This is a genomic window from Marixanthomonas sp. SCSIO 43207, assembly GCF_019904255.1.
Taxonomy (GTDB): Bacteria; Bacteroidota; Bacteroidia; order Flavobacteriales; family Flavobacteriaceae; genus Marixanthomonas.
Genome location: NZ_CP063203.1, coordinates 1389110 through 1415297, shown reverse-complemented (window position 1 = coordinate 1415297; position 26188 = coordinate 1389110). Strand labels below are relative to the sequence as shown.

The 26188-nt window shown below is 34.3% G+C and carries 17 protein-coding genes, 1 tRNA gene and 1 pseudogene; 4 read left to right on the top strand and 15 right to left on the bottom strand.

All coding sequences use genetic code 11. The features are described 5' to 3' along the window. Positions 1-27: 27 nt before the first annotated feature. On the bottom strand, positions 28-1101 hold the full coding sequence (locus INR76_RS06645; RefSeq protein WP_223109872.1) for a 2Fe-2S iron-sulfur cluster-binding protein: 1074 nt from the start codon (positions 1099-1101) through the stop codon (positions 28-30). A gap of 190 nt (positions 1102-1291) precedes the next feature. Here INR76_RS06645 and INR76_RS06640 point away from each other — a divergent pair, with 190 nt between their 5' ends. Further along, positions 1292-3322 (top strand): ComEC/Rec2 family competence protein, encoded by a 2031-nt coding sequence (locus INR76_RS06640; RefSeq protein ID WP_223109871.1) that lies wholly within the window; start codon positions 1292-1294, stop codon positions 3320-3322. Between the two features lie 26 nt (positions 3323-3348). Here the strand turns inward: INR76_RS06640 and INR76_RS06635 are convergent, their stop codons facing one another. The 4 genes and pseudogenes from INR76_RS06635 to INR76_RS06620 all read right to left on the bottom strand — a co-directional run bounded on the left by INR76_RS06635 (position 3349) and on the right by INR76_RS06620 (position 10107). Then, on the bottom strand, positions 3349-3882 hold the full coding sequence (locus tag INR76_RS06635; RefSeq protein WP_223109870.1) for a thioredoxin fold domain-containing protein: 534 nt from the start codon (positions 3880-3882) through the stop codon (positions 3349-3351). Positions 3883-3968: 86 nt separating this feature from the next. Beyond that, on the bottom strand, positions 3969-6056 hold the full coding sequence (locus INR76_RS06630) for a peptide MFS transporter (RefSeq protein ID WP_223109869.1): 2088 nt from the start codon (positions 6054-6056) through the stop codon (positions 3969-3971). A gap of 612 nt (positions 6057-6668) precedes the next feature. Next, positions 6669-7907 (bottom strand): annotated as a pseudogene (locus tag INR76_RS06625) (peptide MFS transporter); the annotation flags it as partial. Between the two features lie 28 nt (positions 7908-7935). After that, the gene (locus tag INR76_RS06620) at positions 7936-10107 is read right to left on the bottom strand and encodes a S9 family peptidase (protein ID WP_223109867.1); all 2172 of its coding nucleotides are present in this window, start codon (positions 10105-10107) and stop codon (positions 7936-7938) included. A gap of 145 nt (positions 10108-10252) precedes the next feature. Between INR76_RS06620 and INR76_RS06615 the strand changes: the two genes are divergently transcribed. Both INR76_RS06615 and INR76_RS06610 read left to right on the top strand, forming a co-directional pair. Further along, the gene (locus INR76_RS06615; protein ID WP_223109866.1) at positions 10253-11566 is read left to right on the top strand and encodes a hydroxymethylglutaryl-CoA reductase, degradative; all 1314 of its coding nucleotides are present in this window, start codon (positions 10253-10255) and stop codon (positions 11564-11566) included. 2 nt (positions 11567-11568) lie between these two features. Then, on the top strand, positions 11569-12468 hold the full coding sequence (locus INR76_RS06610; protein ID WP_255592879.1) for a GYDIA family GHMP kinase: 900 nt from the start codon (positions 11569-11571) through the stop codon (positions 12466-12468). A 54-nt stretch (positions 12469-12522) separates the two neighbouring features. Here the strand turns inward: INR76_RS06610 and INR76_RS06605 are convergent, their stop codons facing one another. From INR76_RS06605 to INR76_RS06575, 7 genes are all read right to left on the bottom strand, one after another. Next, positions 12523-14619 carry a peptidylprolyl isomerase gene (locus INR76_RS06605; protein WP_223109865.1) on the bottom strand — a complete coding sequence of 699 codons (2097 nt, stop codon included), beginning with the start codon at positions 14617-14619 and terminating at the stop codon, positions 12523-12525. 151 nt (positions 14620-14770) lie between these two features. After that, a complete protein-coding gene (locus INR76_RS06600) occupies positions 14771-16024 on the bottom strand; it encodes a hemolysin family protein (RefSeq protein ID WP_223109864.1) in 1254 nt (417 codons plus the stop codon). Continuing rightward, complete coding sequence (locus tag INR76_RS06595) at positions 16024-16224, bottom strand: hypothetical protein (protein WP_223109863.1); 201 nt, start codon at positions 16222-16224, stop codon at positions 16024-16026. The genes INR76_RS06600 and INR76_RS06595 overlap by 1 nt, the downstream gene beginning before the upstream one ends. Further along, positions 16205-16762 carry an LPS export ABC transporter periplasmic protein LptC gene (gene lptC, locus INR76_RS06590; protein ID WP_255592878.1) on the bottom strand — a complete coding sequence of 186 codons (558 nt, stop codon included), beginning with the start codon at positions 16760-16762 and terminating at the stop codon, positions 16205-16207. The genes INR76_RS06595 and lptC overlap by 20 nt, the downstream gene beginning before the upstream one ends. Before the next feature lie 32 nt (positions 16763-16794). Then, entirely contained in the window at positions 16795-18153 is a 1359-nt protein-coding gene (locus tag INR76_RS06585) for a hypothetical protein (protein ID WP_223109861.1), read from the bottom strand. A gap of 23 nt (positions 18154-18176) precedes the next feature. Continuing rightward, positions 18177-19433, bottom strand: a complete 1257-nt coding sequence (locus INR76_RS06580; RefSeq protein ID WP_223109860.1) for an OmpP1/FadL family transporter — start codon at positions 19431-19433, stop codon at positions 18177-18179. Continuing rightward, on the bottom strand, positions 19433-20161 hold the full coding sequence (locus INR76_RS06575; RefSeq protein WP_223109859.1) for a type III pantothenate kinase: 729 nt from the start codon (positions 20159-20161) through the stop codon (positions 19433-19435). Before INR76_RS06575 ends, INR76_RS06580 begins: the two co-directional genes overlap by 1 nt. A 143-nt stretch (positions 20162-20304) precedes the next feature. Between INR76_RS06575 and INR76_RS06570 the strand changes: the two genes are divergently transcribed. Then, positions 20305-20377 (top strand) — tRNA-Phe (locus INR76_RS06570). Between the two features lie 184 nt (positions 20378-20561). On the opposite strand, the gene INR76_RS06565 is transcribed toward INR76_RS06570, so the two are convergent. From INR76_RS06565 to INR76_RS06555, 3 genes are read right to left on the bottom strand one after another with little or no spacing between them, the layout of a single operon-like run. Continuing rightward, positions 20562-23549, bottom strand: coding sequence for a DNA polymerase III subunit alpha (locus INR76_RS06565; RefSeq protein ID WP_223109858.1), 2988 nt, complete (start codon positions 23547-23549; stop codon positions 20562-20564). After that, entirely contained in the window at positions 23549-24763 is a 1215-nt protein-coding gene (gene dinB / locus INR76_RS06560) for a DNA polymerase IV (protein WP_223109857.1), read from the bottom strand. Before dinB ends, INR76_RS06565 begins: the two co-directional genes overlap by 1 nt. Beyond that, positions 24756-26156 carry an exonuclease domain-containing protein gene (locus INR76_RS06555; protein ID WP_223109856.1) on the bottom strand — a complete coding sequence of 467 codons (1401 nt, stop codon included), beginning with the start codon at positions 26154-26156 and terminating at the stop codon, positions 24756-24758. Before INR76_RS06555 ends, dinB begins: the two co-directional genes overlap by 8 nt. Positions 26157-26188: the final 32 nt, after the last annotated feature.

Here is a 26188-nt window from a genome sequence, read left to right as displayed (position 1 = left end):
GGGTTTTAAGCTTAATTCAATAAGCTATTAAACATCAAAATCTACCTTTACTTTTGAAGATGTAGGCACAGCTTGACAGCTAAGTATATAATCTTGTGCTACTTCGTGATCTTCTAAGGCATAATTTATTTTCATTTCAAGGTCTCCTTCTAGCAACTTACATTTACAAGTGCTACAAACTCCACCTTTACACGCAAACGGCAAATCTGCTCCTGCCCCTAGGGCGGCATCTAGAATATTATCATACTCTTTTGTCATGATAAACTCAAACTCTTTTCCTCCATCTACTATGGTTACTTCAACTCCTTCAACATTTTGCTTTGCCAAACGTTCGGCACGTTTTTTATCTTCTTCTGAAAGACCTGTAACAAATAATTCAAAATGAACTAAATGCTTAGGGAGACCAGCTTCTACTAAATAATTACTTACATAATGAACCATTTGTTCTGGACCACATAAGAATACTTCACTAGTATCTGGAATATCAATAAACGTATTGGTTAATACTTTCATTTTCTCATCATCAAAACGACCGTTAAATAATTCTATATCTCGTCTTTCACGGGTTAAGAAATAATAAATCTCTAATCTGCCAAAGTACTGATTACGAAGTTGTTCTAACTCTTCCTTAAAGATAATGGATTTTGCGGTTTTATTCACATAAAACAACTTACAAGTGGCATCAGGCTCTAACGCTAAATGCGTTTTGATCATAGATAAAACTGGAGTTATACCACTACCTGCAGCAAAAAAGAGATAGTTTTTCGCTTTTTCAGGTTCGGCATTGACTCCAAACATACCACTAGGCTCCATTACTTCAAGTTCATCGCCAGCTTGTAAAGTTTCATTGACAAAAGTTGAGAATTTACCGCCGTAAATTTGCTTTACAGCTACTTTCCATTCATTGTCTGCCGGACTTGAACACAAGCTGTACGATCTTCGAGTATCTTCACCATCAATATCAGCTTTTAAAGTAAGATGTTGTCCTTGTCTAAATTTGAAAACTTCAGAAAGGTTTTCTGGTACGTCAAAAACAACTACAGAACAGTCATCTGTCTCTTTGTAGATGTCTTTTATTTTTAGTTTATGAAATTTTGCCACAGTTTTTAGTCGTATTAATATAACAAAACTAACGATTGTTAGTTAGATTTACAAGTGATTCGTTGTTAAGAATTTGTTTAAGATACCAGCTATAAATCAGGATATTACATTAATTTGTTAAATTGAGATAACTGTAGTATCTTTCAAACTAGAACGCTCCCCTTTTTACTAATCAACTTCGTATGGGGAGATGAAGTTTATAAACTTTGCTGTGGTAAAATTTGCGGTGTTCCTCACTTTGGGAATACTAGCCGCTTATTACTTTTCAGTTTCGTATTTAATGTTACCCTATTTACCGGTAATTTTAATATTGCTTTTTATCATTTGGAAAATTGAAAAAAAGCAACTTAAAAAGTCATTTGTATTTGGGCTATTAACGTATCTATTTTTCTTCGGAGTGGGTTTTTCCGGTTATCAAGTAACGTTTCCTCAATTTCAAAAAAATCACTATTCACACCGTATTCCAGAAAAAACAAAGCCTGGAAACATATTACTTTCTTTAAAAATTACTGAAATATTAAAACCAGATCGCTTAAACAATAAATATTTAGCCGAATGTATTTCGGTTTCAAACAAAAAAACTAAAGGCAAACTCTTAGTAAACATTCAAAAAGATTCTCTTACTAAGCAACATACTATTGACGATATTTTATTAGTATCTACCAAAATTGTCAAGATTCAGAAACCCTTAAACCCACATCAATTTGACTATGCAGCTTATATGGAAAAGTTAGGTGTATACAATCAAGTACGCATTAGTCGTAATGCCATTTTAAAAGTAAAAAAAGGAGAGTACACACTTCGCGGAATTGCCGAAAGGATTCGACAACATCTTATAAGCAAACTTAAAAAAAGCTCTATAACTAAGGATGAGCAATCAATTATTCAGGCTTTGGTTTTGGGACAGCGTCGAGATATTGATAAAACGTTGTATGCTAATTATGCCGCAGCTGGAGCTGTACATATTTTGGCAGTTTCAGGCTTACACGTTGGTATTTTATTTTTCATATTAAAATGGCTGTTTTATCCATTAAGAAGCATAAAACGTGGAAAACTAGTTGAAGGCATATTAATAATACTATGTTTATTTTGCTTTGCACTACTTGCCGGTTTGTCACCATCTGTAGTGAGAGCTGCAACCATGTTTTCGTTATTTCTCTTTGCCGAACAAATACAGAAACCCACCAATAGCATAAACACATTATTTTTATCGTATTTGCTGTTGTTACTTATAAACCCTTTATGGTTATTTCAAGTAGGGTTTCAGTTAAGTTACTTGGCTGTTCTTTTTATATTATTGATACAACCAAAACTATTCGGGTATTGGTATCCAAAAAACTGGTTTTTAAGAAAATTTTGGGCTATTGTTACTGTAACGATAGCCGCACAACTGGGTGTAATTCCTTTAAGTTTATATTATTTTCATCAATTTCCTGGATTATTTATACTTACAAATGTCGGGGTGTTACCCTTTTTGGGAATCTTGCTAGGAGCCGGTATTTTAATTGTTTTACTTTCTACGATTGATTTACTTCCTGAATGGTTATCCTTTCTCTATAATAAATTTGTTTCTACGTTAAATTCTTTTATCAACTGGGTTGCCAAACAAGATGCTTTTTTGTTTCAAGACATTCACTTTTCTGAAATAAAAGTAATCTCCTTATACCTCATAATTGTTTCTTTAGTAGTATTACTGAAACGATTTTCTCCTAGACGCTTACAGGCAGCCTTAGTAGCCGTTTGCTTGCTACTTTCAGCATACATTTATGATAAATATAAAGCGTCAAGCAATGAATTGATTGTATTTCATAAAAGTAGAACTACTGCAATTGGTATAAAACAAAAGACTACTTTAATGATTTTACGCAATGATAGCCTTTTAAACTTAGATACTTATCCCTTTAAAGGATATCGCACTGAAATGCAAATTGATAGTTTTTCAGAAAGAGAAATACCTAGTGTGTTTTCCTACAACAATAAGTCAATTTTAATACTTGATAGCCTAGGCATTGTTCCAAAAAACAAAATTATAGATATTGTTATTTTAACAAGCAGTCCCCGAGTAAATCTAGAGCGATTGATTAAAACTGTTAGACCTTCACAAATTATAGCTGACGGAAATAATTACAAGTCATATGTAAAAAGATGGAGTCAAACGTGTGAAAAGAAAAAGCTCCCTTTTTACTATACTGGTAACAAGGGAGCCTTCATTTTAGAGTAGTGAAACACTTAACTAAAAACCTACTCTTAAAAAGTACCTTTAAAGTTTTTTTGATATTCCTGCCAAGCTTCGGCCGATGTTAGTTTTTTATAATCGTTATTGGCAATCATTTTGAGGTAAATTTCTAATTGCTCAGGTGTTTTATAACCAGGGATTGCTTGTATTAAGCTTCCATCGGCTTTAAAAAAGACCAAGCTTGGATAGCCTCTTAATTTTAATGCATCAGCAAAAAAATGGGTTGCGTTTCGACCTTTTCTTCCTTCCTTATAATTAGGATTGGTATAAGTGAAATCTTGATACGTTATTTCTTCTGTTCCTTCAGCATTAAACTTTACAGCATAATAGTTTTCATTGATAAAATTGATAACCTTTTTATTGCTGAATGTATTTCTGTCTAGTAATTTACAAGGGCCACACCAATCTGTATAGACGTCCATAAAGATTTTTTTAGGCTCTTTTTTTTGGGCGGCTAATGCTTCATTCATTGTCATCCAATTAATTTTTTGAGCTGTGAGTGTCCCTGCCGATAACAGTATTAAAAGTAGTATTAATTTTTTCATATCGATTTGCGAAATTTTTATGTTTTATTGTAACAAAAAACGTTCCACACATTGGGAACGTTTTTTATTTGAATTTGTTGTGTGTATTATCGAACGCCGTGCATTAGTCGTTTTAGTAATGGATTTAAAGCGAAAACTAAAACACCTGCTACCGCTGGTACAATTGTAAAAATTAAAAAGAAGGTTGATAATGAATATTGCTCGGTTATATTTTCAATTTGACCTCCTAGTACAGCAGCTAGTTTATTTCCTATTGCGATTGCCAAATACCACATTCCAAACATAAGTGCAATCATTCTAGCTGGCACCAGTTTTGAAACGTACGACAACCCAACAGGCGATAAACATAGTTCTCCTAAAGTATGGAAAAGATAAGCAAAGACTAACCAAATCATACTCACTTTTACACCGTCCGTAATACCGTGTGAGCCGTAAGCAAGTAAGCCAAATCCTATTGCCATAATAATAAGACCTAATGCATACTTCGCAGCTGCAGAAGGATTGTATTTACTATCCCACCATTTGGAAAAGAAAGAAGCAAAAGCAATAATAAAGAAAGAGTTTAAAATACTGAACCAAGACACGGTAATCTCAACTTGGTTGTCTTTTACCTCGGTAACAGTCGCTTCAACTATACCACTGTCTCTTCCTTGTGCAATTGCGTTTTCTTTAGCAAAAGCAAGTTTCTCTTCGTTAAGGTATCCAAAGATGGTTCCTTCATTATCCTTATTAATAATTTTTATAGTTGAACCTACTGCAAAATCTTGTGGTTCTGAAATTGATGTTACTCTATCTACAACCGTAACTCCCGTTTTAAGATTGGTATCTTCTGTTACAGGAATGTAATCTGTTGTGGTATTTCCATCTTCGTCTGTGTTTTGAACTTCTACGGCTTTGTAAGTCACATCATACGCTGTGGTTGAAAGGTCTCTGTTCAACATCCATCCTACAAGACCCCACATTCCTAAGAAACAAATCACCAACACAATATTTGATCCTGGGATTTTTTTGAAAGTCTTTTTCCAAAGCAGAATTAACACATAGGTGATTATTGCCAACGGAACAACAGTTAAAAGAATGTTTACTATGTTGTAAATTACCGCTGAATTTCCACTTAAAACGCGATCAACATTATCTCGTGCAAACAAAATTAATGATGATGCTCCTTGTTCAAATGACAACCAAAAGAATACAGTAAAAAAGGCAAAAATCACAAAGGCAATCATTCTATCTCGTACTACTTTACTATATCTTGAAATACGTCTTATCACCAACACCAAAAACAATAGCAACCCGATTAAAACTGTTACTATTTGACCTGAAATACCAAAGGCTTCATAAGGAAATAGGTTTATATTTCCAATTTTTGATAAGGGGTCATTTATCAAATAGCCTAAGCCTATTAGCGATGTAATTACTATTAATACTTTATCTAGTAAAGTAAACGGATTTTGTTTTTCTTCAGAATCTTCTAAATCTTGCTCAGTGCTTTTTTCATTTATATTTTGAGGAAGTTCTACTTCATGTTGTTTTGTAGGCTTTGCTCCAATTTTTCCGAATAAATTTTTAGAAAGCCAAAACTGCAAGGTTCCTAACAACATGAAGATTCCGGCTAAACCAAAGCCCCAAGACCATCCAACACGTTCGGCCAGGTAACCACATAGCATCATTCCGAAGAAAGCCCCGGCATTTACTCCCATATAAAAAATGGTATATGCACCGTCTTTTTTCTCAGGGTTTTTCTTATACATTTCAGAAATGATTGATGTGATATTGGGTTTAAAGAAACCTGTACCAATAACCAATAGTGCCAAACCAACATATAGTGAGGCTTCGGTTTCTAGTGCCATACTTGCATGACCAAGAGTCATGATTAAAGCACCTATAACAACTGCCCAACGGTATCCTGTAAGCTTATCGGCAATGATACCGCCAAGAATAGGGGTTAAATATAGTAAACCTGCATACGTACCAAAAAGGGCTCCTGCATTGGCAGCTGTCCATTCCCAACCGGGATTATACCCAATTGCTGCCATGGTTAAAAAGTTTACAAGTAAAACACGCATACCGTAAAAGGAAAAGCGCTCCCACATTTCGGTAAAGAAAAGAACAAATAATCCGGCCGGATGGCCCATTACCTTGTCTTTAAACAGGTTTTCTACATCTGTATTCATTTGTATTGTATGTTAAAAGGGTTAGTTAATGCTTTCGTCTGCAATTTCGTAGTTTTCTTGTTCTAACATTTCTCGTTCATTATCCTCTGCTCCGTGAGTTAACTTTTTAAGTTTCTTAAGGAAAATAATGAGCAAAATTCCAAAACTTACCGTGAAAATTGTAAGCCACATAAAAGTTTTATACTCTTGTTCACTTTGTTCTTCTTCTAATACAAATGACACTCCGTAATCTTTACCATCACCTTTATTAGCAATATTCTGAGCCTTATCTTTATCTTTTTCAAACACTAATTTTGCGTGATAAGGGTTTGAGGCAGTAACATTATTCTCTTTTAATGTATTAGTAAGTTTTTCAACATCCGAACTTTCACCATTTGATAGTTTAAATAAGTTATTAATCTTATCACCGGTATCAAACTCTTTATAAACTATCTGATTTTTTTCTATAAAAACATCTGCCTTTAAACTAAAGTTTTTGTCCTCATTTATAGGATAGTCATATACTGTAAGAATATTATTTTTATCATCTTTAATTTCTATTGAGTCCTTAGATAGATATTGCAAAACCTCTTCTTTAGACACAGTCATACTACCTTTATAGGGTTCAAGTTGTGCTGATTCTCCAATACTTCCTGCTAGTTTGTTTCCAAAACCAGTAGCGGCAAAATATACACCCATCATTATTGAAGCATACTTAAGTGGTGCTAATTTTGTAATGAATGATAAAGCTACAGGAGATGTACAAAGTTCACCTAATGTATGAAATAAATAAGCTAGAAAAATCCAAATCATTGCTGCTTTACCGAATACTTCTGCACTAGCCTCTTTAGAAGCAATCATCATAAAAACATATCCAAGTCCCATGATTATTGTTCCGATTGCCATTTTAAACAATGAAGACGATTCCTTCCCTTTCTTTTTCCACCATATCCAAAACCCTCCAACTAAAGTCCCGAATATAATAATATACCCTGCATTCAAAGATTGAAAAACTGCTGCAGGTATTTCTTCTAACCAACTTAATCCTATTTCCCTATCTACTTTTGCGTCTGTATATAAGTTCATTAATCCTCCTGCTTGCTCAAAAGCACCCCAAAATACAACAACAATTAAAAATGAAATAAGAAGTACTACAACCCTATCTTTCTCAACTTTATTCAAAGGCCGCTTAGCAGCTTTTCGTTCAGCTTCAGAAACCTGATCACCTCCAGTAAACTCACCAACACCTTTTAAATATTTTTGACCCCACATGAAAACTATTTGCCCGAGAAGCATACCAATTCCTGCTAATCCAAAACCATAGTGCCAACCATAATAATATGCAACCAAACCTACTGTAATACTCGCTAAGAAAGCACCAATATTTATACCTATATAAAAAATAGTGAATCCACTATCTCTTCTTATATCTCCTTCTTGATAAAGGCCTCCAACCATAGTAGAAATATTGGGTTTTAAACCTCCTACTCCTAATATTATTAGTATAAGTCCTGTATAAAAAGCCCAATCTTGCGGTATAGCTAAAACTCCGTGACCAAAACAAAGTAATATTCCACCTAATAAAACTGTCTTTTTTTGACCTAAGAATTTATCTGCAATCCATCCTCCAGGAATTGATGCAACATAAACTAACATAGTATACCACCCATACAACCAAATGGCATCTTTATTGCTCCACCCTAAACCAGGATCTACTGCTGTTGCAGAGGCAGCCATGTAAAGCACAAGTATTCCACGCATTCCATAGTAGGAAAAACGTTCCCACATTTCAGTAAAGAATAAAATATATAGCCCTACGGGATGTCCAAATAGTTCTTTACGATTTTTATACTGCATTGTATTTTCTGCCATGATCTTAAAGGATTAGTTAAGTTATCTTTTATAAGTTTTCTTTAATAAAGTTGGTCATTTTGTTGTAAAGATGTAAACGGGTATTTCCGCCGTAAATCCCGTGGTTTTTATCAGGGTAAATAGCCCAATCAAACTGCTTATTGGCTTGTACCAAAGCTTCAATAAGCTGTGTAGTATTTTGAACGTGTACATTATCATCGGCGCTACCGTGTACCAATAAAAAATCTCCTTGTAATTTTTCTACGTGTGAAATAGGTGAATTTTCATCATATCCGCTAGGGTTTTCTTGAGGTGTGGTCATATAACGTTCTGTATAGATTGTGTCATAAAATCGCCAGCTTGTTACCGGAGCAACTGCAATGGCCATTTCAAATGTGTCTGCTCCTTGAAACAGACTATTTGAACTCATAAAACCACCGTAGCTCCAACCCCAAATACCGGTTCTAGAAGCATCGATATATGGCAATTCGCTTAACTTTTGTGCAGCAGCTATTTGATCTTCTACTTCATATTTACCTAGTTCTTTTTGTGTTACTTTTTTAAAGTCTCGGCCTTTTAAACCAGTACCTCTTCCGTCTACACATACTATGATGTATCCCTCTTGAGCTAACATTTGATGCCAGTAGTCGTTTGAGCCATTCCAACTATTAGATACGTTTTGAGAACCTGGTCCTGAATATTGATACATAAATAAAGGATATTGTTTATTTGGGTCAAAATCCTTAGGTTTAATAGTATACATATTTAAGTCATTCCCATTTACTGAAATGGTTGAAAATTCTTTTTCAGAAAGGTTGTAACTACTTACTTTGGTTTTAAGTGCTTTGTTATCTTCAATTACCCGTATTAATTTACCATTTTTTGCATTGTGTAATGTAAACACATACGGGTTTTCTGTATTGTGAAATGTATTGATAAAATATGTAAAGTCTGCACTAAATGCTGCGCTGTTTGTACCGGTTCTATCTGTTAAACGCACTTTATTTTTACCAGAACCTAAGATAGAATATACATCTCTGTTAATACTTCCGTTTTCAGTACTTTGGTAGTAAATTCTACCTGTATTTTGGTCAAAACCATAATAGTTAGTCACTTCCCAATTTCCGTTAGTAACTTGATTGATTAGCTTTCCGGTTTTATCATAATGGTAAATATGATTCCAACCACTTTTTTCGCTTGTCCAGATAAAGCTATTATTGTTTAAAAAAGTAAGGTTATCTGTAATATCTACATAAGCGTCATCTTTTTCTTGAAGAATACGTTTTGTACTATTATTTTTTGCATCTACAAAAACCAAATCGACTGTATTTTGATGACGGTTGGTTAACTGTGCGCTTAATATATCTTCTTCATTGGTCCACTTAATACGTGGAATATAATAACTATTGTAACCGGCAAGGTCTATCTTATTGGTTTTACCTGAACTTAAATCATAAATATGAAGCGAAACCTTGGCATTTGGCTCTCCTGCTTTTGGATATTTAAAAACCTGTTGTGATGGGTAAAGTTCTTTACCATAAACATCCATGGAAAAACGCGGCACATCCGTTTCATCAAACTTTATGTAGGCCAATTTATTACCAGTTTTGTTCCAATCAAAAGCTCTAACAAATGCAAACTCTTCTTCATATACCCAATCTGTAATTCCGTTAATGATGCTGTTTTTTTCACCGTCTTTGGTTATTTGAGTTGTTTCGCCTGTTTGAAGGTTTTTTACATACAAATTATTATCTTTTCCGTAGGCAATTTTACTTCCATCTTTTGTAAAAGTCGGCTCTTGAATTTGTTCTTCTGAAACCAAGCTCACCTTTTTAGAGTCAATATCATAAACATAATAGGTGCCTAAAGAAGACCTTCTATAAATTTGTTGCAACCGAGTAGCCAATAACAATTTGCTTTCATCATCGCTAAACTCATATGAGATGATTTGATCAATCCCTGATAAGGTATTTGAACTTACAAGGGTTTTTACCTTCTTTCCGGTTTTATAATCATAAATATCTATAGTAGAACCAGACCTGCTTCGGTTTAAGACTGAGTATTCTTTACCATTATCAAGAGACCGTAATCCATTGAGGTATTCGGCTCTAAACTCACCGCTCCATATGTCTTCTAAAGTAATGTTTTTCTGTTGTGCTGTAATTGAGGAAACTGCTGTAAGAAAAAGCAGTAATAATGAGGTGTATGCTGTTTTTTTCAAACTGTTAAAATTTTATTATGCCAATGTTACTAAATTTTAGTGAAATTAGGGTGCTTTTTTGTGTTAAATACGGTCTTGTTGTTGGCAAATTTGCGCAAGCATACAATTGTATAAATAGTATCTTTGTAATTCAATTTTAAAAAATATGGCAAAGCCCGTTACCGGATTTTCAAAAAAAACCAAAACAGAAAAAATTGATTGGCTCACGCAAACCTATCTCAGTGCCAATCCTACAGCAAAACAAACACTTCAAAAGTACTGGAATACAGACACCAAGCTACAAAAGCTACATGATGATTTTATTGAAAACACCATTAGCAATTACTACTTGCCATTTGGCGTAGCTCCCAATTTTTTAATTAACGGAGACCTACTTGCGCTTCCTATGGTTATTGAAGAAAGTTCTGTAGTTGCAGCTGCTAGTAATGCTGCCAAATTTTGGTTATCTCGTGGGGGCTTTACGGCAAAAGTACTTTCTACTCAAAAAAATGGTCAAATACACTTTGATTACTTCGGAAATGAGCAAGACCTAATCATTTTCTTTTCAGAAATAAAAACCATTTTGATTGAAAGCGTTTCTGAAATTCAAAAAAACATGAAAAAACGCGGGGGCGGTCTTTTAGATATTGAATTGATTTCTAAAACTGACGCGCTAGACGGTTATTATCAATTGCATTGCACCTTTGAAACACTCGATGCAATGGGCGCAAACTTTATCAATAGCTGCTTAGAACAAATTGCGCAAACTTTTGAAGCAAAAGCAGAATCACATCCATCATTCAAATCAAATAACACCACACCCGAAGTTGTTATGAGCATTCTATCAAATTATGTACCTGAATGTTTGGTAGAAGCAGAAGTGAGTTGCCCTATTGAAGACCTAGATCAAAAAGACATTAAAGGAAATGAGTTTGCTAAAAAATTTGTGCGCGCTGTAGAAATTGCAAAAGCTGAACCTAGACGTGCAGTTACTCACAATAAGGGTGTTATGAATGGTATTGATGCGGTGATTTTGGCTACGGGAAATGACTTTAGAGCAGTAGAAGCAGGAATACATGCCTACGCTTTAAAAAATGGCCACTACAGTAGTTTGACAGATGCTCGCATTGAAAACGATACTTTTATATTTTCAATACAAATCCCATTGGCAATAGGTACCATAGGTGGTCTCACTTCTTTGCACCCAATGACAAAGTTTGCATTACAACTTTTACAAAACCCAAATGCAAAACAATTGATGCAGATTGTGGCAGTAGCCGGCTTAGCTCAAAACTTTGCAGCCATTCGCTCTTTGGTAACCACCGGAATACAAAAAGGGCACATGAAAATGCACTTAATGAATATTTTGAATCAACTAGATGCTTCTGAAATAGAGAAGAATGAAGCTATTAATTATTTTAAAGAAAATACAGTTTCGCATAGTGCTGTAATTGAATATGTAGAAAAACTTCGCGCTTGATTTTGAAAAAAACATTTTACAGTAACGGAAAACTATTGCTCACAGGGGAGTATGTTGTGCTAGATGGCGCTATGTCATTAGCATTACCTACAAAATATGGTCAATCTTTACAGGTTGAAACCGTTCCTACAAAAGGAATACATTGGCAAAGCTTTGATGAAAATGGTATTCTCTGGTACGAAGACACTTTTGAGACATCAACTTTTGAAAGCGTTTTAAAAAACAAACTTTCAAACACCATTACCAATATTCTTGAAGAAGCAAGAAAACTAAATCCATCCTTTTTAACAAATAAGGAAGGAATAATAGTTAAAAACAACCTTACATTTCCACGCAATTGGGGACTAGGCAGTTCTTCTACACTAATTAATAATATTGCACAATGGGCTCAAGTAGATGCCTTTAAACTGCTCTGGAATAGCTTTGGCGGAAGCGGCTTTGATATTGCAGCCGCTCAAAATGACAGTCCTGTATTTTACAAAAAAAACAACAATACCTATGCTGTTCAACAAGTGACACTATCTTGGGATTTTAAAGATGAATTATTTTTTGTACACCTTAACCAAAAACAGGACAGCAAAGAGGGAATCAACTTATATCGAAAAAAAAGTATTGATTTAAAAAGTATAGAAAAAATTACAGATCTTACCAGAAAATTATTGCTATGCTACACACTTTCAGATTTTGAAAAAATACTTCAAAGCCATGAAAATTGTATTTCTGACATCCTTAACACACCGACTGTCAAAGAAAATCTTTTTAAAGATTTCCCAAGGGTAATAAAGAGTTTGGGAGCTTGGGGAGGTGATTTTATCTTAGCAACCGGAGGCATCGAGGAACAAGAATATTTTAGAAAGAAAGGCTACCAAACAATTATTCCATTTAAAGAAATGATATTATAAAAGAAGCCTTCTCTAGAGTTGAGAAGGCTTTTATACTATTGAGTAAGTTTAGTATTAATAAAACTTAGCTCTATTATCTTCAATATCTGCTTTCTTTTTTAATGCTTGATACACTTTACTGTTAACAGCATTGTTTGCAGCATTTAATTGATTTACATAACTTGCATAGTTATCAAGTTCTGGTGCTTTATTAACAGCAAGTACTCTTACTTTATAAACACCTTTCTCTCCATCAATTAAACCGGTTGTCTCACCTGCTTTTTCACCAAAAGCAGCTCCAACCACTTTAGGCTCGCTACCAGCGCCGGGAATAATAGGATTTGCCATTGTTACCGCTGTAGCTGTTTGTAATGTTACACTTTGACTTGATGCCACATCTTGCAATGTTGATCCAGAAATTGACTGACGAATTTTTTCAGCTTTTTTCTTCTTTCTTAAAATAGGAGTAACTTTTGAAGATGCTTCAGAAACACTCATTAATCCCTTAGGACTTTTACGAGTAAGTTGTGCGATTACATAACCTCCCGGAGTATTGAATCTTTTTACATCTCCTACACTTGTTTCTTCTTCAAATCCCCAAGTAATAATAGAACGGTTGCTACCTACTCCCGGAATATTAGCATCTAATTCGCCAATTTTATTCACAGGTCTAGCTGTAAGGTTTTGCTCTTCGGCTACTTTTTCAAAATCACCTTTTTTTGCAGCAACTTCAAAAGTTGTTGCTTTTGAAAACACATTATTGATTGTAGATTCAGAAGGTTCTATTTGCTTAATTACAGTTGCAATTTTTACAGCTCGCTGTCTATTTTTTTGTTCTAAAACTTGAGCTACGTGAAAACCAAAATTGGTTTCAACCACACCTACCGTTCCTTCGTTATTGTCAAAAATAAAATCGTTAAAAGCCGGAACCATACGACCAGGACCTACATATCCTAAATCTCCTCCGTCATCTTTGTTTGAATTGTCTTCTGAAAATTGAGCCGCTAATGCTTCAAATTTACTTTTATCTCTATTGATAACTGTTGAAAGACTATCTGCTAATTTTTTTGCAGCTTCTTTTGATCGAGTAACATCTTGTGAAGCAGTTTGTAAACCTTGATAACGTATTAAAATGTGTCGAGATTTTACAGAGTCTGGTAATTGTTCTACAGCTATCACTTTACTTAAATTAAGTGAATTTCCTACTTGATAAGGACCATAAATATCACCTTTACTCATCGATGGAATTGTATCTGCAATAGGCTGCGGAAGGTCTTTCTCAAAATACCAACGGTCTGTATAACTCTGGTCTGAGTTTAAGTTTACAAAACCTTCATCATCTGTTGTGTTTTTAAATCCTACAATCGTGTCGTTAAGCTCAACTCTATCGTTTATCAACGCTGCAACATTATCATTTGCAGCTTGAATATCTTCGCTTGAAGGTTCTTCAGCGATAAATACGTATTGAATATCAATTTGCTTATCTACTTCATATTCACTTTTATGTTCAGATATGTATTGCTTGATTTCTTCTTCTGAAACTGAAACATCCTCATCTGCTATTTTTGTGTACGGCACTTGAACATACTGAATGTTGATTTTATCATTTTCAAAATGATATTGTTGTTTTCCTTCAGCTAATGTTGAAGCCAAACCACCTCTTACAAGGTTGATGTACATGTTTTGAAGCGCCGCTTCTTTAATGTTTTTAATATAATCTTGCCATTGACCGTACAATTGCGGATTACCTTTAATACTAGAAACATAGCTTTGCACTAAAGCTTCATCATATTCACCTAACTCATTTTGAAACTGTGGATTATTTGCTAGCGACTGTCGCATTGCGCTGTTAAGTTGTTCCTTTTCAACTGTAAGCCCTAGCTCTTCATATTGCTCTGCAAGAAGGGTGCTTCTTAGCTCACGCTCCCAAACCATATTCATAGCTTGTGCAGTAGTTGCATTTGGCCCCAAATTACGTTGCGTTGCCTCTACCTGCTGCATAAAGTCTTGTCGAGAAATCTCAGTTCCGTTTACTATTGCTACGGTATCTTGATCTTTACCCGGTCCAGACCCTTTTGTAAGAATATCACTTAAAATAAAAGCAAAAAGTGCTAATGCTATAATTAAAATAAGGAATATTCCTCTTTTTCTAATACTGTTTAATATTGCCATCTGTCAATCAAATTTATAGGGGGCGAAAATACCATTTTCAACGCATTAATAAAAAACTTTGTTAAAAAAAATTGAAGTTGCTGTGTTAATCTTTGAAAACGTTGAAGATACGATACCAACAACACAAAACCTTATTGGTTAATCTTTAAACTTAGTCTTCTTCTTTTATAAACAATTCTACCATTTCTATTTTGGTATTTGAAACGTCAAGAATTCTAAATAAAAAGTTCTCAATTTCAACCATTTCACCTTGGTTGGGGATTCCTTCGGTGTAATGAACAATCAAACCTCCCAGTGTTTCATAGTTTTCATTTTCAGGGAGATTAAACTTATAGGTTTCATTCAGGTAATCTACTTCGTGACGTGCAGAAAATTTATAGTGATCTTCGGCTTGCACCTCTTCTGTAAGCTCGGTACTATCGTGTTCATCTTCAATCTCACCAAAAAGCTCTTCAATAATATCTTCAACAGTCATTATTCCTGAGGTTCCTCCATACTCATCAATAACCACCGCGATACTTTTATGTTTTTTTGCCAAAATATTAAGCACATCTTTTGCCAACATCGTTTCTGGAACAAATATTACCGGCATTAAAACCTTTTTTATAGTAGTTGGTTTTTTAAAGAGCTCAAAAGAGTGCACATAGCCCAAAATATCATCTATATTTTGGTTATAAACAATTATTTTTGAAAGCCCTGTTTCAGTAAACAGTTTGCTTAATTCTTTGGGGCTGGTTTTAATATCTACTCCTACCACCTCGGTGCGAGGCACCATTACTTCACGCGATTTTACTTCTGAAAAATCTAGTGCATTTTGAAATATTTGAATCTCACTATCTACTTCATCGTGAGTTTCAACCGTTTCCATTTGTTCACTTATGTAATTACCAAGTTCCATTTTACTGAATGTAAGCTGGATGGTATCTCCCTTTGTCTTGAAAAACACTTTCAACACAAGATCTGATATCCATATTACAAATTCTGAAATAACCGAAAAGAGTAAATAGAAAAAGTAAGCAGGTATAGCAAATACCTTGATTAATTTGTTTGCATAGATTTGAAAGAAAACTTTTGGTAAAAACTCTGCTGTTAATAAAATAACCAATGTAGAAATAACAGTTTGCAACAAAAGTCCTGTCATACCTCCCAAGGGAATAAACTCCATTAGCAAATCACCCATAAACAAACCATATACAACCAAGGCAATATTATTACCTACGAGCATTGTGGTGATAAACTTTGAAGGACGGTGGGTTATTCTTTGAAGAACTTTTGCCAGTAAATCATTTTGTTTCTTTTCAATTTCAATATGAATTTTATTTGAAGAAACATATGCTATTTCCATTCCTGAAAAGAAAGCAGAAAGAATAAGCATGCTAACAATAACCAGTATACTGATTTCCATTATTGATTTTTATTGCGCTCTTCCATCTTTTTACGGAAGTTACGCTTAAAGAAAAACATAAAGATAGCAACTACGGCAAAAAAAGCAAATAGATAGGCTCGAGTTCGGTTTTCAGACCAATTTGTCCATACCAAATAAAGCGAAAAAACAGCCATCACGATGTAAACGTATTCAAAAAGTCTAAATATTTTCTTGTGCATCTTTTTCTTCTTTTTTGGTGTCTATTAATTGTACTCCTTCATTTTTACGGGATAGAAATGTAGTAAAATCTTGGCTAGAATCAAACCAAGCGCCATCATTATATGAACCGTCTTTAAATTCAATTTGATAGGGTTGATTGGTAAATACCCATTGATTTTTTTGATCCCAATACAATTGATTAGCCCGTAATATTAAACTATCGTGTGTTACTAATACCACATTTTCTCGTAAATCTACTATACCCGTATCTTCATATTGAATAGCATAGTCTGACGTTACTGTGCTTTTTTGGTTTTCTTTATCCCAAAACCAAACTTGAACTCCATCTGGAAATTCTTTGTAAGGAAATTCTAAGTTTGAATAATCTAAGAACAAAGGTGTTTTTAAATTGGTGACCACTTTACCTGAGTCTGTATATTTTAAGTTAACTTCCTTTCCTATCCCTAATGGTTCATGGTCTTTTAAGGAAAGTTTTTTAACGTTTTTGTAATTTCCTTCACATGAAAAAAACGTGATAGCAATAACAATTGCTACCACGCTTTTAATACTATGATTGAAAGTGATCATCCTTATAAATTAGGAACTCTAACGCTACCGCCAACCCAACAGCTAAATGTAACTGTTTTTCCGGCCATACCTTCACTAAAGATATCTTGCTTACTAGGAGCACGCTGTCTGTAACTACTTGCTGCTGCGTTTGCAGATGATGCTATAGATGCATCTACACGAGCGGCTTTTTCTGCCATCTCTGCTGCTTTCCAGTTAATTGCTCTTTTTTGAAACGGAGTGGTACCACAGTTATTTGCACTTTTAGCATACATGGTTGCAATATGTAGGTATGATCTTCCGTCTGATGGTTTTATTTGAAGCACTTTATTGTAATACGTTCTCGCTTGACTATAGCTTCCTTTTCTACGGAAGTTATCTGCAATTCTTCTATAGATTTTTACTTTTTCACCAGGTTCAGTTTCAAGATCTGCAGCTTCGTTATAGTATTCCATAGCTTTGCTCGCTTTTCCATCTTGATCTGCCAATTGGCCTAAGTAATATGCAGATTTTGCAGAAGGCTCAAGGTTGTGTAACTGTTGTACAAGCTTGAAGAAAAGTGGTGTTTCACAGTCCTTCGCACTTAAACGTCCAGCTGCACGTTTTAACCAGTTTACATCTTCCTTATTTGAATCAAAATCTTTTTCATATAACGGAATCAAGTTATCACAATCTGCAAGAATACCTAACTTACCATTTACACTACCTTTTACTTGACCATAAGCTTTTAGGTTATTTTCATAAGCACCCATATATCTTTTCTCCTTTGAAGAAAGATCGTTTCCTTCATCTTGCTTATCCATATACTTGGTAAGCTTTTCTGCCAAGGCATTTTCTTCTTTTTCAATTTTTGCTGTAACAGAATCATATAGGTCAAAAACTTCTTGAATGTCTTTTTTACCTTCGTCATACAAATCTACAGCTAATGAAAAATAAGCATATAAAGCTTTAGGACTTGTAAAGTCTTCTTCGTGTTTTGTAAAAGCTTCGTTAAAAGCATCAAACTGCTCTTGCTTTGTACCTATTTCATTTTCGTACTTAAGTTTAGCTATATCTTGCAATACTTCACCTTGTTTCGTTTTTGCAGGGAAATTTTCTAATCTCAAGTTATAAGACTTAATTAAGTCATTGATTTTTGATTTATCTCCTTGGTCGATAAAATGCTTAAACATTTTTTCGGCATATTGATATGTTGCCAAATTATAATTTGGACAATCTTTTATAAGTTTTTCATAATAAGGCAATGCAGCCTCGTAGTTTTTAGCTTTGGCCGGCTCAACAAACAAAGACAAGTTAAGTTGACAATCGTCCATTTGAGCGAAACTCTTACCACCAACCAATAAGGTTAAAGCCGTTAAAATTAAAATCGCTTTCGTTTTCATAGTTATAGTTTAGTGTTTAATAATTAATCAATCAATCTTTTTTGAAACCATCTATCATTTAATGATAGACTTATAAATGCATTAAAGAAGTTTTCCTGAATAAGACCGGCATCCTTTGTTCCGCGTCTTCCTACCTCAACTCCAAGGTTAATATTGGAAAAAGTTCTTCCTACAGGTAATCCTACTCCAAAAGATATGCCAAACTCATCTATATCTTCTCCATTTACGTTGATTCCTGTGCCTTCATAGCGCATACCAGCTCTAAACACAACACGTTTCCAGTAGCTGCCGTAACCATTGTAATTAGGTATATAAAAACCTCCCAATCTGTACTTTGATGCATCATTAAATGTTACATTCTCAAGTGTAAACGTCCTATTGGTAAAATTGCTGGTTTTTTGATTGGTATATTCTGCACCAACAAACCACTTTTTAGGCTCTCCTATTCCCGCTCCTAGTGTAAGTTGAGAAGGAAAAGTAAAATCTGTATCTGCTACCGATATATTTCTAAGGTCTACTACATTTTCGGCTCCATCTCCTGTAAATGCTATGGTTGCCAAAGTTCGGGTGTTTTCAGAATTGAAATCTGTTTCAGGTGTATACGTTACAGACGTTGCAAGTTCTAGATTTTCTGAAACCATAGTTTTATATCTAGCTCCAAAATTGAAACTAAATCCTAAAATATCAGACTTATTAACTTCTCTGGTAGAAAACTCAACGTCTTCTTGAGCGCTTAGTGCTTTGTTTTCTATGTTTCCGAAGTTATAATTTGCATCAACCCCAAAACTTAGTTCGGGTGTAACTTGATATGCAAGTGTTAAAAAAGCTTTGTTTATCCCTCCAGTTCCGGTGTATCTTGTAATAGATCTTCCTGTTTCTACTTGACTTTCAGTTTGCAATTGATATCCTACTGAAGTGTATGGTATCAATCCAAAACTCAAACCAAACTTATTCATAGGAATTCCTAATGCTAAATAGTTTAATGAGGTTGTAGAAGCGTTTTGCGAATCTGAATCTGTTTTTAACGTATTTTGACTGTGATTAGCACCAACTGTAAAGTTAATAAGTTTTAATTCGGCAACTCCTGCAGGGTTTTGTAGATTAAGGTGAATACTATCTGAATACACACCTATTCCACCCATCATTCTATTTTCAACAGTTCCTTTAAACTTTAGTGAGCCTATGCCATAAAATGAATAGGGGGACGTTGTCCCCTCTTGTGCTAAAGCAACACTTGTTATCAATAGTACTAAAACTGTTACTATAATTCGTTTCAACATCAATGTTTATTAAGTTCTAAAATGTGATTTAACCCTTGAAATAAAAAATTTGAGTTGGCAAATATGTCATTTTTTAAGCGATCTCGCAAAAAATGTATATCTCCACCTGTTAAAATAACTGTTAAATTCTTGAAAGTTTTTTTGTAATGGGTAATAAAACCGTCAATTTCAAAAACAATTCCATTTAATGCACCACTATGCAAACTAGTTATAGTGGTGTTTCCAATTAATTTATCAATAGGTTCTGATTCCAATAACGGTAGTTTTTCGGTAAACGTATGCATGGCTTTATAGCGCATTTGCAATCCTGGCGAAATTGCACCGCCCTCGTAGGTATTTGTTTTTGAAATAAAATCATACGTTACACACGTACCCGCATCAATTACCAATACATTTTTTTGAGGATACTCAACAGCTGCAGCACTTATTAAAGCTATGCGATCTACACCTAGGGTTTCAGGTGTTGCATAGTTATTTTGAAAAGGAATTTTTGTGCTGTGCGTTAAAAGTAAAACGGTATACTCTTTTTTAAGCTTTGCCAAATGTGTTTCACTTATTTTCCCAACACTAGAAACAATACAATGGGTTATTTGAGGATACTTTTTTTTTATTTCTGAAATAGTTTCAAGAAAATCTCCCTTAATATTCACTTTTTTACTTAAAAACTCTTCGCCTTCAAAAATGGCAAGTTTGATTAAGGTATTCCCTACGTCAACAACTAGATTCATTCTTATTATAAAAGCGTAAAAATAAACATTGAAACGACATAAGTTTGTTAAGGTGATATTAAATTGAAAAAAAATCTAATATTTTTTATCTTTATGTTTTGCAAAAAATAAATAACGTTCTATATTTGCACCCGCTTTAAGCAGGTACCTTAGCTCAGTTGGTAGAGCAACGGACTGAAAATCCGTGTGTCCCTGGTTCGATTCCTGGAGGTACCACATAAATTCCCTGTAAGTCTTTGATTTACAGGGTTTTTTGTTTTTGGTGTATAACAAAAGTGTACAACATTTTACAAATTATTTTTTTCTCATAGTCTCTGTATCAAAGCCTAAAGCAATATAGTGATTCTTTATTTATCAATATGCGAAGTCTCAAAATCTTTATTATTACACATCAATCAGTTTAAATAAACATATTTTTATCAGAATTATTCACATTGGAAAGCCTTGGATCTGGCAATAGTTTTTGAAATTTTATAAAGTCAACTACAACAGAATAATATCCTAAGTCATTAACAACTTTACCTGTTATTAAATAAACTCCATTAGCGCGTACCGTATATTTTTGTGCTATGTTCGGAAAATGAACAGTATCAAAAATAGTCCCCTTAAAATCAATAAAGGTTCCAAAATTCATCCGATCACCTTTAGCAGTATTGGTTCCTTTTAAAGTAATCAATTTACCAAAAATAGTTATTTGCTTATTCTCAAATAGCGGAATGTCCTTGGCTAAAATATTCTTTACAACATCTTTTTCAATTAAATTGAAATATCCATTTAATGGAAAACCTATTAACTCCATCTCGTCATAAGCATCTATTAGGTTATTTGTGGTAATTTCAGGCAATTTAAAACTAATAGATCTAGATTGGAAGAGTTTTGGTGCAGAAACATCGCTTGTTTTCTTTAAGACTTTTAAATGCGCTTCCCACATGATTTGATGTTTATCCAACCTTGTAAACCGAAAAGCATCTATTCTAATCAAAATGATTAACTGTTCTAGGCTTATGGGAACCCTCTCAATGAAATCATCAAAACTTTCAAAAATGCCAAAGGTACTTCGCGACTCTAAAACTTTTATAATGGCTTTAACCTCTAAATCCTTAATTAATTGAAAGCCTAAATAAATAGTTTTGTTTTGGATTATTGTTTCTGAAAAACTATTATTAATACAAGGTTTTTCAACAATACCTCCATGCATTTTTATTTCTTGAACATATGTTTCAATGGAATAAAAACCACCCCCGTTGTTTAATACAGCTACCATAAATTCAAGGGGGAAATATTTTTTAAGATAAAGGCTTTGGTAGCTCTCAACAGCATAAGAAGCAGAATGTCCCTTAGCAAAAGCATATCCTGCAAAAGCACTTACCTGATCCCAAATTTCCTCGATTAATTTTTTAGAGTATCCTTTTTTAATACAATTATCCTTAAACTTCTTTTCAATTGCTCTAATTTCTTTATTGGATCGGGACTTACCGCTCATGCCGCGGCGTAGGATATCGGCTTCGCCCAAATCCAAACCTGCAAAATAATGTGCAACTTTTAAGACATCCTCTTGGTAAACCATCACACCATAGGTTTCTTTTAAAATCTCTAGTAGAACAGGATGTCCGTTCTTGCGTTTTTCAGGAAATTTATGCCTAATTATATATTCGTCTTTCATACCTCCATTGGTCACTCCGGGACGGATAATGGAGCTGGCAGCCACCAGTCCGAGGTAATCTTGGGTTTCTAATTTGGTCATTAAAGCCCGCATGGCGGGTGACTCTACATAAAAAACCCCCATACAATCACCAGTTTTCAGCATATTGTTTATAGCAGGATCCGACTTAAATTTGGATACCGTATCCATATCGGCCACTTTAACGTCTGGTTGATTATAGTTAATAATCTCCAAACATTCTTTAATTTTTGAAAGTCCTCGTTGCGCTAAAATGTCGAATTTAAAGATACCCACATCTTCAGCAATGTTCATATCAATTTGAACAGTCTGAAAACCTTTAGGAGGCATAAAGGTAGCTGTATAGTAATTGATTGGTTTTTTGGTGATTAATATCCCACCCGAATGAACACTCAAATAATTAGGAAATCCCTGAATAAGTTTTCCGTATTTGACAATTAATTGAATGTACTCATCATTTTTGGTATCGGTATTATTTCCCTTTAAAAAACTGTCAATCTCTGCTTTTGGCAACCCAAATACTTTTCCCAATTCACGAACGACAGCTCTAAATTTAAAGGTAACATAGGTACCCATTAGGGCTGTATTTTTAAATCGATTAAAAATATAATGGGTTATATCATCCCTATCCCGCCATGAGAAATCAAGATCGAAATCGGGTGGGGACGATCTATATACATTTATAAAGCGTTCGAAATAAAGATCTAATTCTATAGGGTCTACATTAGTAATGCCAATAATATACGCTACAATGCTGTTTGCGCCACTACCCCGCCCTATATATGGATAGTTCTTGGATTTTGCATATTGGAGTAAATCCCAGTTTATTAAAAAATAAGAAACGAAATCCATTTCTTTTATGGCCTTCAACTCCTTCTCTATTCTTTGAAATACGGTGTCACCTGCCTCGGGATATCGATACGCTACATTGTCGAAAACCAATTTTCGCAAGTAGGTATAGTCTTCTTGTTTACTAGCTAAGTAGCATTGTTGATTTTGGTTTTCCCGATTGTTATTGAATGAAAAATGAACATTGGAGTTTTCAAAAAGATAGACGGTGTTTTCTATTGCTTTGGGAAACGGTTCAAAAATAGAAAGCAACTCATCTTTTGAAACCATTTTGTCTGTTTTTGAGCCTTGTTCCGTTTCTGGCAATTTGCTCAATAAAATGTTTAAATCGATAGCCCGTAGCAACCGATGCGCATTATAATCATTTTGGTTTCTAAAGGATACAGGTTGTTGAATTATTAAATTATTATAGTGCTTGTAACGAGAGAACAATAGTTTCCGCAAAGAAACAATAGATATCCCTATAAACTCGTTCGCAGAAAATTTTTTCTTCTCTAATTCTAATACCTTCTCAAAAGGGTATATAACAAAACAATTTTTAAGGTTCGGACATAGTTCTGGAAACTCTTCTTTTCTATGAAGGTGCGTGGTCAAAAACTCATTGATATTTTGAAACCCAATATTATCTTTGGCAATGACTACGTATTGTTGTTTTGTACCATTTCTAAAATCTACCCCAACCGAAACATCAATATTATAATTTGGAGCATTTTTTATAATGCTCAAGCAAGCCGATGTAGAATTAATATCGGTCAATGCCAATTGTTTAATATTTTTCTGTTGTGCTAATTCCAAAAGTTCAATTTCAGAAAAAGTGCCATAACGAAGCGAATAATATGTGTGACAATTCGTGTACATTATTGTTTTCTATGAGCCAACAAAATTGGAGGTTCCCCATTAAACGGGTTCCGGTTGCTTCGAATTGATTTAACATCCATGGTAGAGGCGCGCATCACCGTATTACTGCCATATCGATTACGTATATTGTCTAAGGAAGCATATAAATTCAGTCTTTTTAAATTATCATCAAAGAGATCAATTTGATAATGACCGCTGACAAGATGGGAGAAATTGACGCCTATCAATCGTATCAATATTCTTCTATTGTACAGTTTTTTAAATAGGTCGTGAATTAACGGAATAAGAATATGATCCGCACTGGTATATGGGATTTTCATTTGTTTGGAATACGTACTGAAATCTGAATACCTTATCTTTACCGAAACACAAGAGGTCAATTTATTTCCTTGTCGTAATTGATAGGCTAAGTTTTCACCCATGGCACTTAGACAGGACTCAATCTTTTTAACATCAATAGTATCCTTATTAAAAGTACGCTCGTTGGAAATTGACTTTCTTTCATTATACTGAATTACGGGCGAGCTGTCAATTCCATTAGCTCTATTCCATATGATTCTACCATTTTTACCCAATACTGAAACAACCATTTCTAAAGGCATTTCCTGCAATGTTTTTATATGATGAACACCTAGGTTTCTTAGTTTTTGGGCAGTTACCTTACCTACCATCGGAATCTTCCGTATGGACAAAGGGGCTAAAAATTCTTTCTCAAAACCAATATCTATTTTTATCTGATTATTGGGTTTGGCTTCGCCAGTGGCAACTTTTGAAACCACTTTATTTTGGGACAACCCGAAAGATATAGGCAATCCTGTTTCTTTAATAACTGTTTCTCGTATTTGCTTTGAAAATTTATAATTTCCAAAAAAACGATCCATCCCGGTTAAGTCTGCATAAAACTCATCAACACTTGTTTTCTCAAATACGGGAACTTCATTTTTAATGATATCAGTAACCATATCGGAATATTTCATATAAGTCCCAGCATCTCCACGAATCACAATTGCCTGAGGACACAACTGTCTAGCCATTTTCATGGCCATCCCCGAATGCACACCAAAACGACGGGTTTCATAGCTACAGGCTGCAACCACTCCCCTATCCCCGGTTCCTCCAACAAGAACTGGTTTTTTATTGAGTTTTGAATCCAACAGTCTTTCTACGGACACAAAGAATGTGTCGAGATCCAAATGTAAAATCGATTTATTCACTCAGCACCTCCTTTTCAAAATGAACTACATTCTTATTTGGATTTTTTTTGAAGTAACTTCTAATAATTTGACTGGTATGATACGTATGATGCCTGGGAGAAAGAAAGTTCTCTATTTCTTCTACATTGGAAAAACCTTCACTTTCATCCACAAAACCAAAGCCCCGATATCTTCCCTCTTTTACAAGCACAATGGATTTTTCGTTGCTATTTCTTCCGTTGCCATAAATAATATAGGTGGGTTTATCATCAATTAAGTGTTCTATAGCTGCACCCACCTTTTTGTTATAATCCTCTATTTCTTCCGTCCCATCACAAATACCTTCACATTTATTTATTTTATAGTGTGAACATACCTCCACATTACTTTGCAAGCTACAATAACGAGGACATAGTTTATATGTCTCACATAAATATTCCAATCGTTCGCGCGCCAGTGTTCTATTATAAAATGTCATTAAAGAATCATTTGCAGCTTTCGTTTTGGTGATGGCTAATTGGATGATGTTCCGTTGATTTTTATATGAAATGATTTCATAAGAGCTTTGTGGTCTTTTTTGCGCTCGGTTGAATTTGGGATAATATTTCTTGATTAATTCCGATTCCAATAAGAGCGCGGTAAGTTCATTCCCAGTTTCTTCATGTTCAATAAAAAAAGTCTCTTGGCACATTAAATATCCCTTATTCTTTTTATTATAGATATGAGACAATACCCTTTTCTTAATGTTTTTCGCTTTTCCCACATAAATAACCTTCTGATCTTTATTCTTAAAAAGATAGATTCCTGCTGAACTGGGCAAATCCAATATCTGTTTTGAATTTAAGTGCGGTGGTAAAGAAGCTTCCTTTGATCTGGGGTTCAAAAATTGATTGAAAACTTCATAGTTTTCATCCAAACTCATCAATCTTTGAAATAAAATTACCGTAGCATCGGTATCTCCTTCTGCCCTATGTCTGTTTTCAATGGGTATATTGATGGAGCTGCAAATGCGACCCAAGTTATAACTTAAAAGATGGGGAATTAATTTTCTTGACAACCGAACCGTACAAAGCTTCTTTCGGTCAAAGTCCATTCCCAATCGACGAAATTCATTTCGCAATACATTATAATCGAAATGGACATTGTGGGCAACGAAAATGGCATTTTCAGTAATAGTTTGAATTTTTTCAGCTACTTCGTAAAACAATGGTGCACTTTCCACCGTTTCATTGGATATGCCTGTTAACGCTGTAATATGGTGAGGAATTATCTTTTCAGGATTTATAAGTGTGGTGTACTTATCTAAAATTTCACCATTTTGCAGGATGACAATACAAATTTCAGTTATCCTATTACCTCGCATTCCACCGCCTGTAGTTTCTACATCGACAACGGAGAATATTCTATCTTCCATTAGTTAATTTATTTACAACAAAAGTATAAAAT

Excerpts from the sequence above, each read along its gene's own strand:
- INR76_RS06640 (WP_223109871.1), top strand. The coding sequence starts at position 1,292 with ATGAAGTTTATAAACTTTGCTGTGGTAAAATTTGCGGTGTTCCTCACT.
- INR76_RS06635 (WP_223109870.1), bottom strand. The coding sequence starts at position 3,882 with ATGAAAAAATTAATACTACTTTTAATACTGTTATCGGCAGGGACACTC.
- INR76_RS06630 (WP_223109869.1), bottom strand. The coding sequence starts at position 6,056 with ATGAATACAGATGTAGAAAACCTGTTTAAAGACAAGGTAATGGGCCAT.
- INR76_RS06615 (WP_223109866.1), top strand. The coding sequence starts at position 10,253 with ATGGCAAAGCCCGTTACCGGATTTTCAAAAAAAACCAAAACAGAAAAA.
- INR76_RS06605 (WP_223109865.1), bottom strand. The coding sequence starts at position 14,619 with ATGGCAATATTAAACAGTATTAGAAAAAGAGGAATATTCCTTATTTTA.
- INR76_RS06600 (WP_223109864.1), bottom strand. The coding sequence starts at position 16,024 with ATGGAAATCAGTATACTGGTTATTGTTAGCATGCTTATTCTTTCTGCT.
- INR76_RS06595 (WP_223109863.1), bottom strand. The coding sequence starts at position 16,224 with ATGCACAAGAAAATATTTAGACTTTTTGAATACGTTTACATCGTGATG.
- INR76_RS06585 (WP_223109861.1), bottom strand. The coding sequence starts at position 18,153 with ATGAAAACGAAAGCGATTTTAATTTTAACGGCTTTAACCTTATTGGTT.
- INR76_RS06580 (WP_223109860.1), bottom strand. The coding sequence starts at position 19,433 with ATGTTGAAACGAATTATAGTAACAGTTTTAGTACTATTGATAACAAGT.
- INR76_RS06575 (WP_223109859.1), bottom strand. The coding sequence starts at position 20,161 with ATGAATCTAGTTGTTGACGTAGGGAATACCTTAATCAAACTTGCCATT.
- INR76_RS06565 (WP_223109858.1), bottom strand. The coding sequence starts at position 23,549 with ATGTACACGAATTGTCACACATATTATTCGCTTCGTTATGGCACTTTT.
- INR76_RS06555 (WP_223109856.1), bottom strand. The coding sequence starts at position 26,156 with ATGGAAGATAGAATATTCTCCGTTGTCGATGTAGAAACTACAGGCGGT.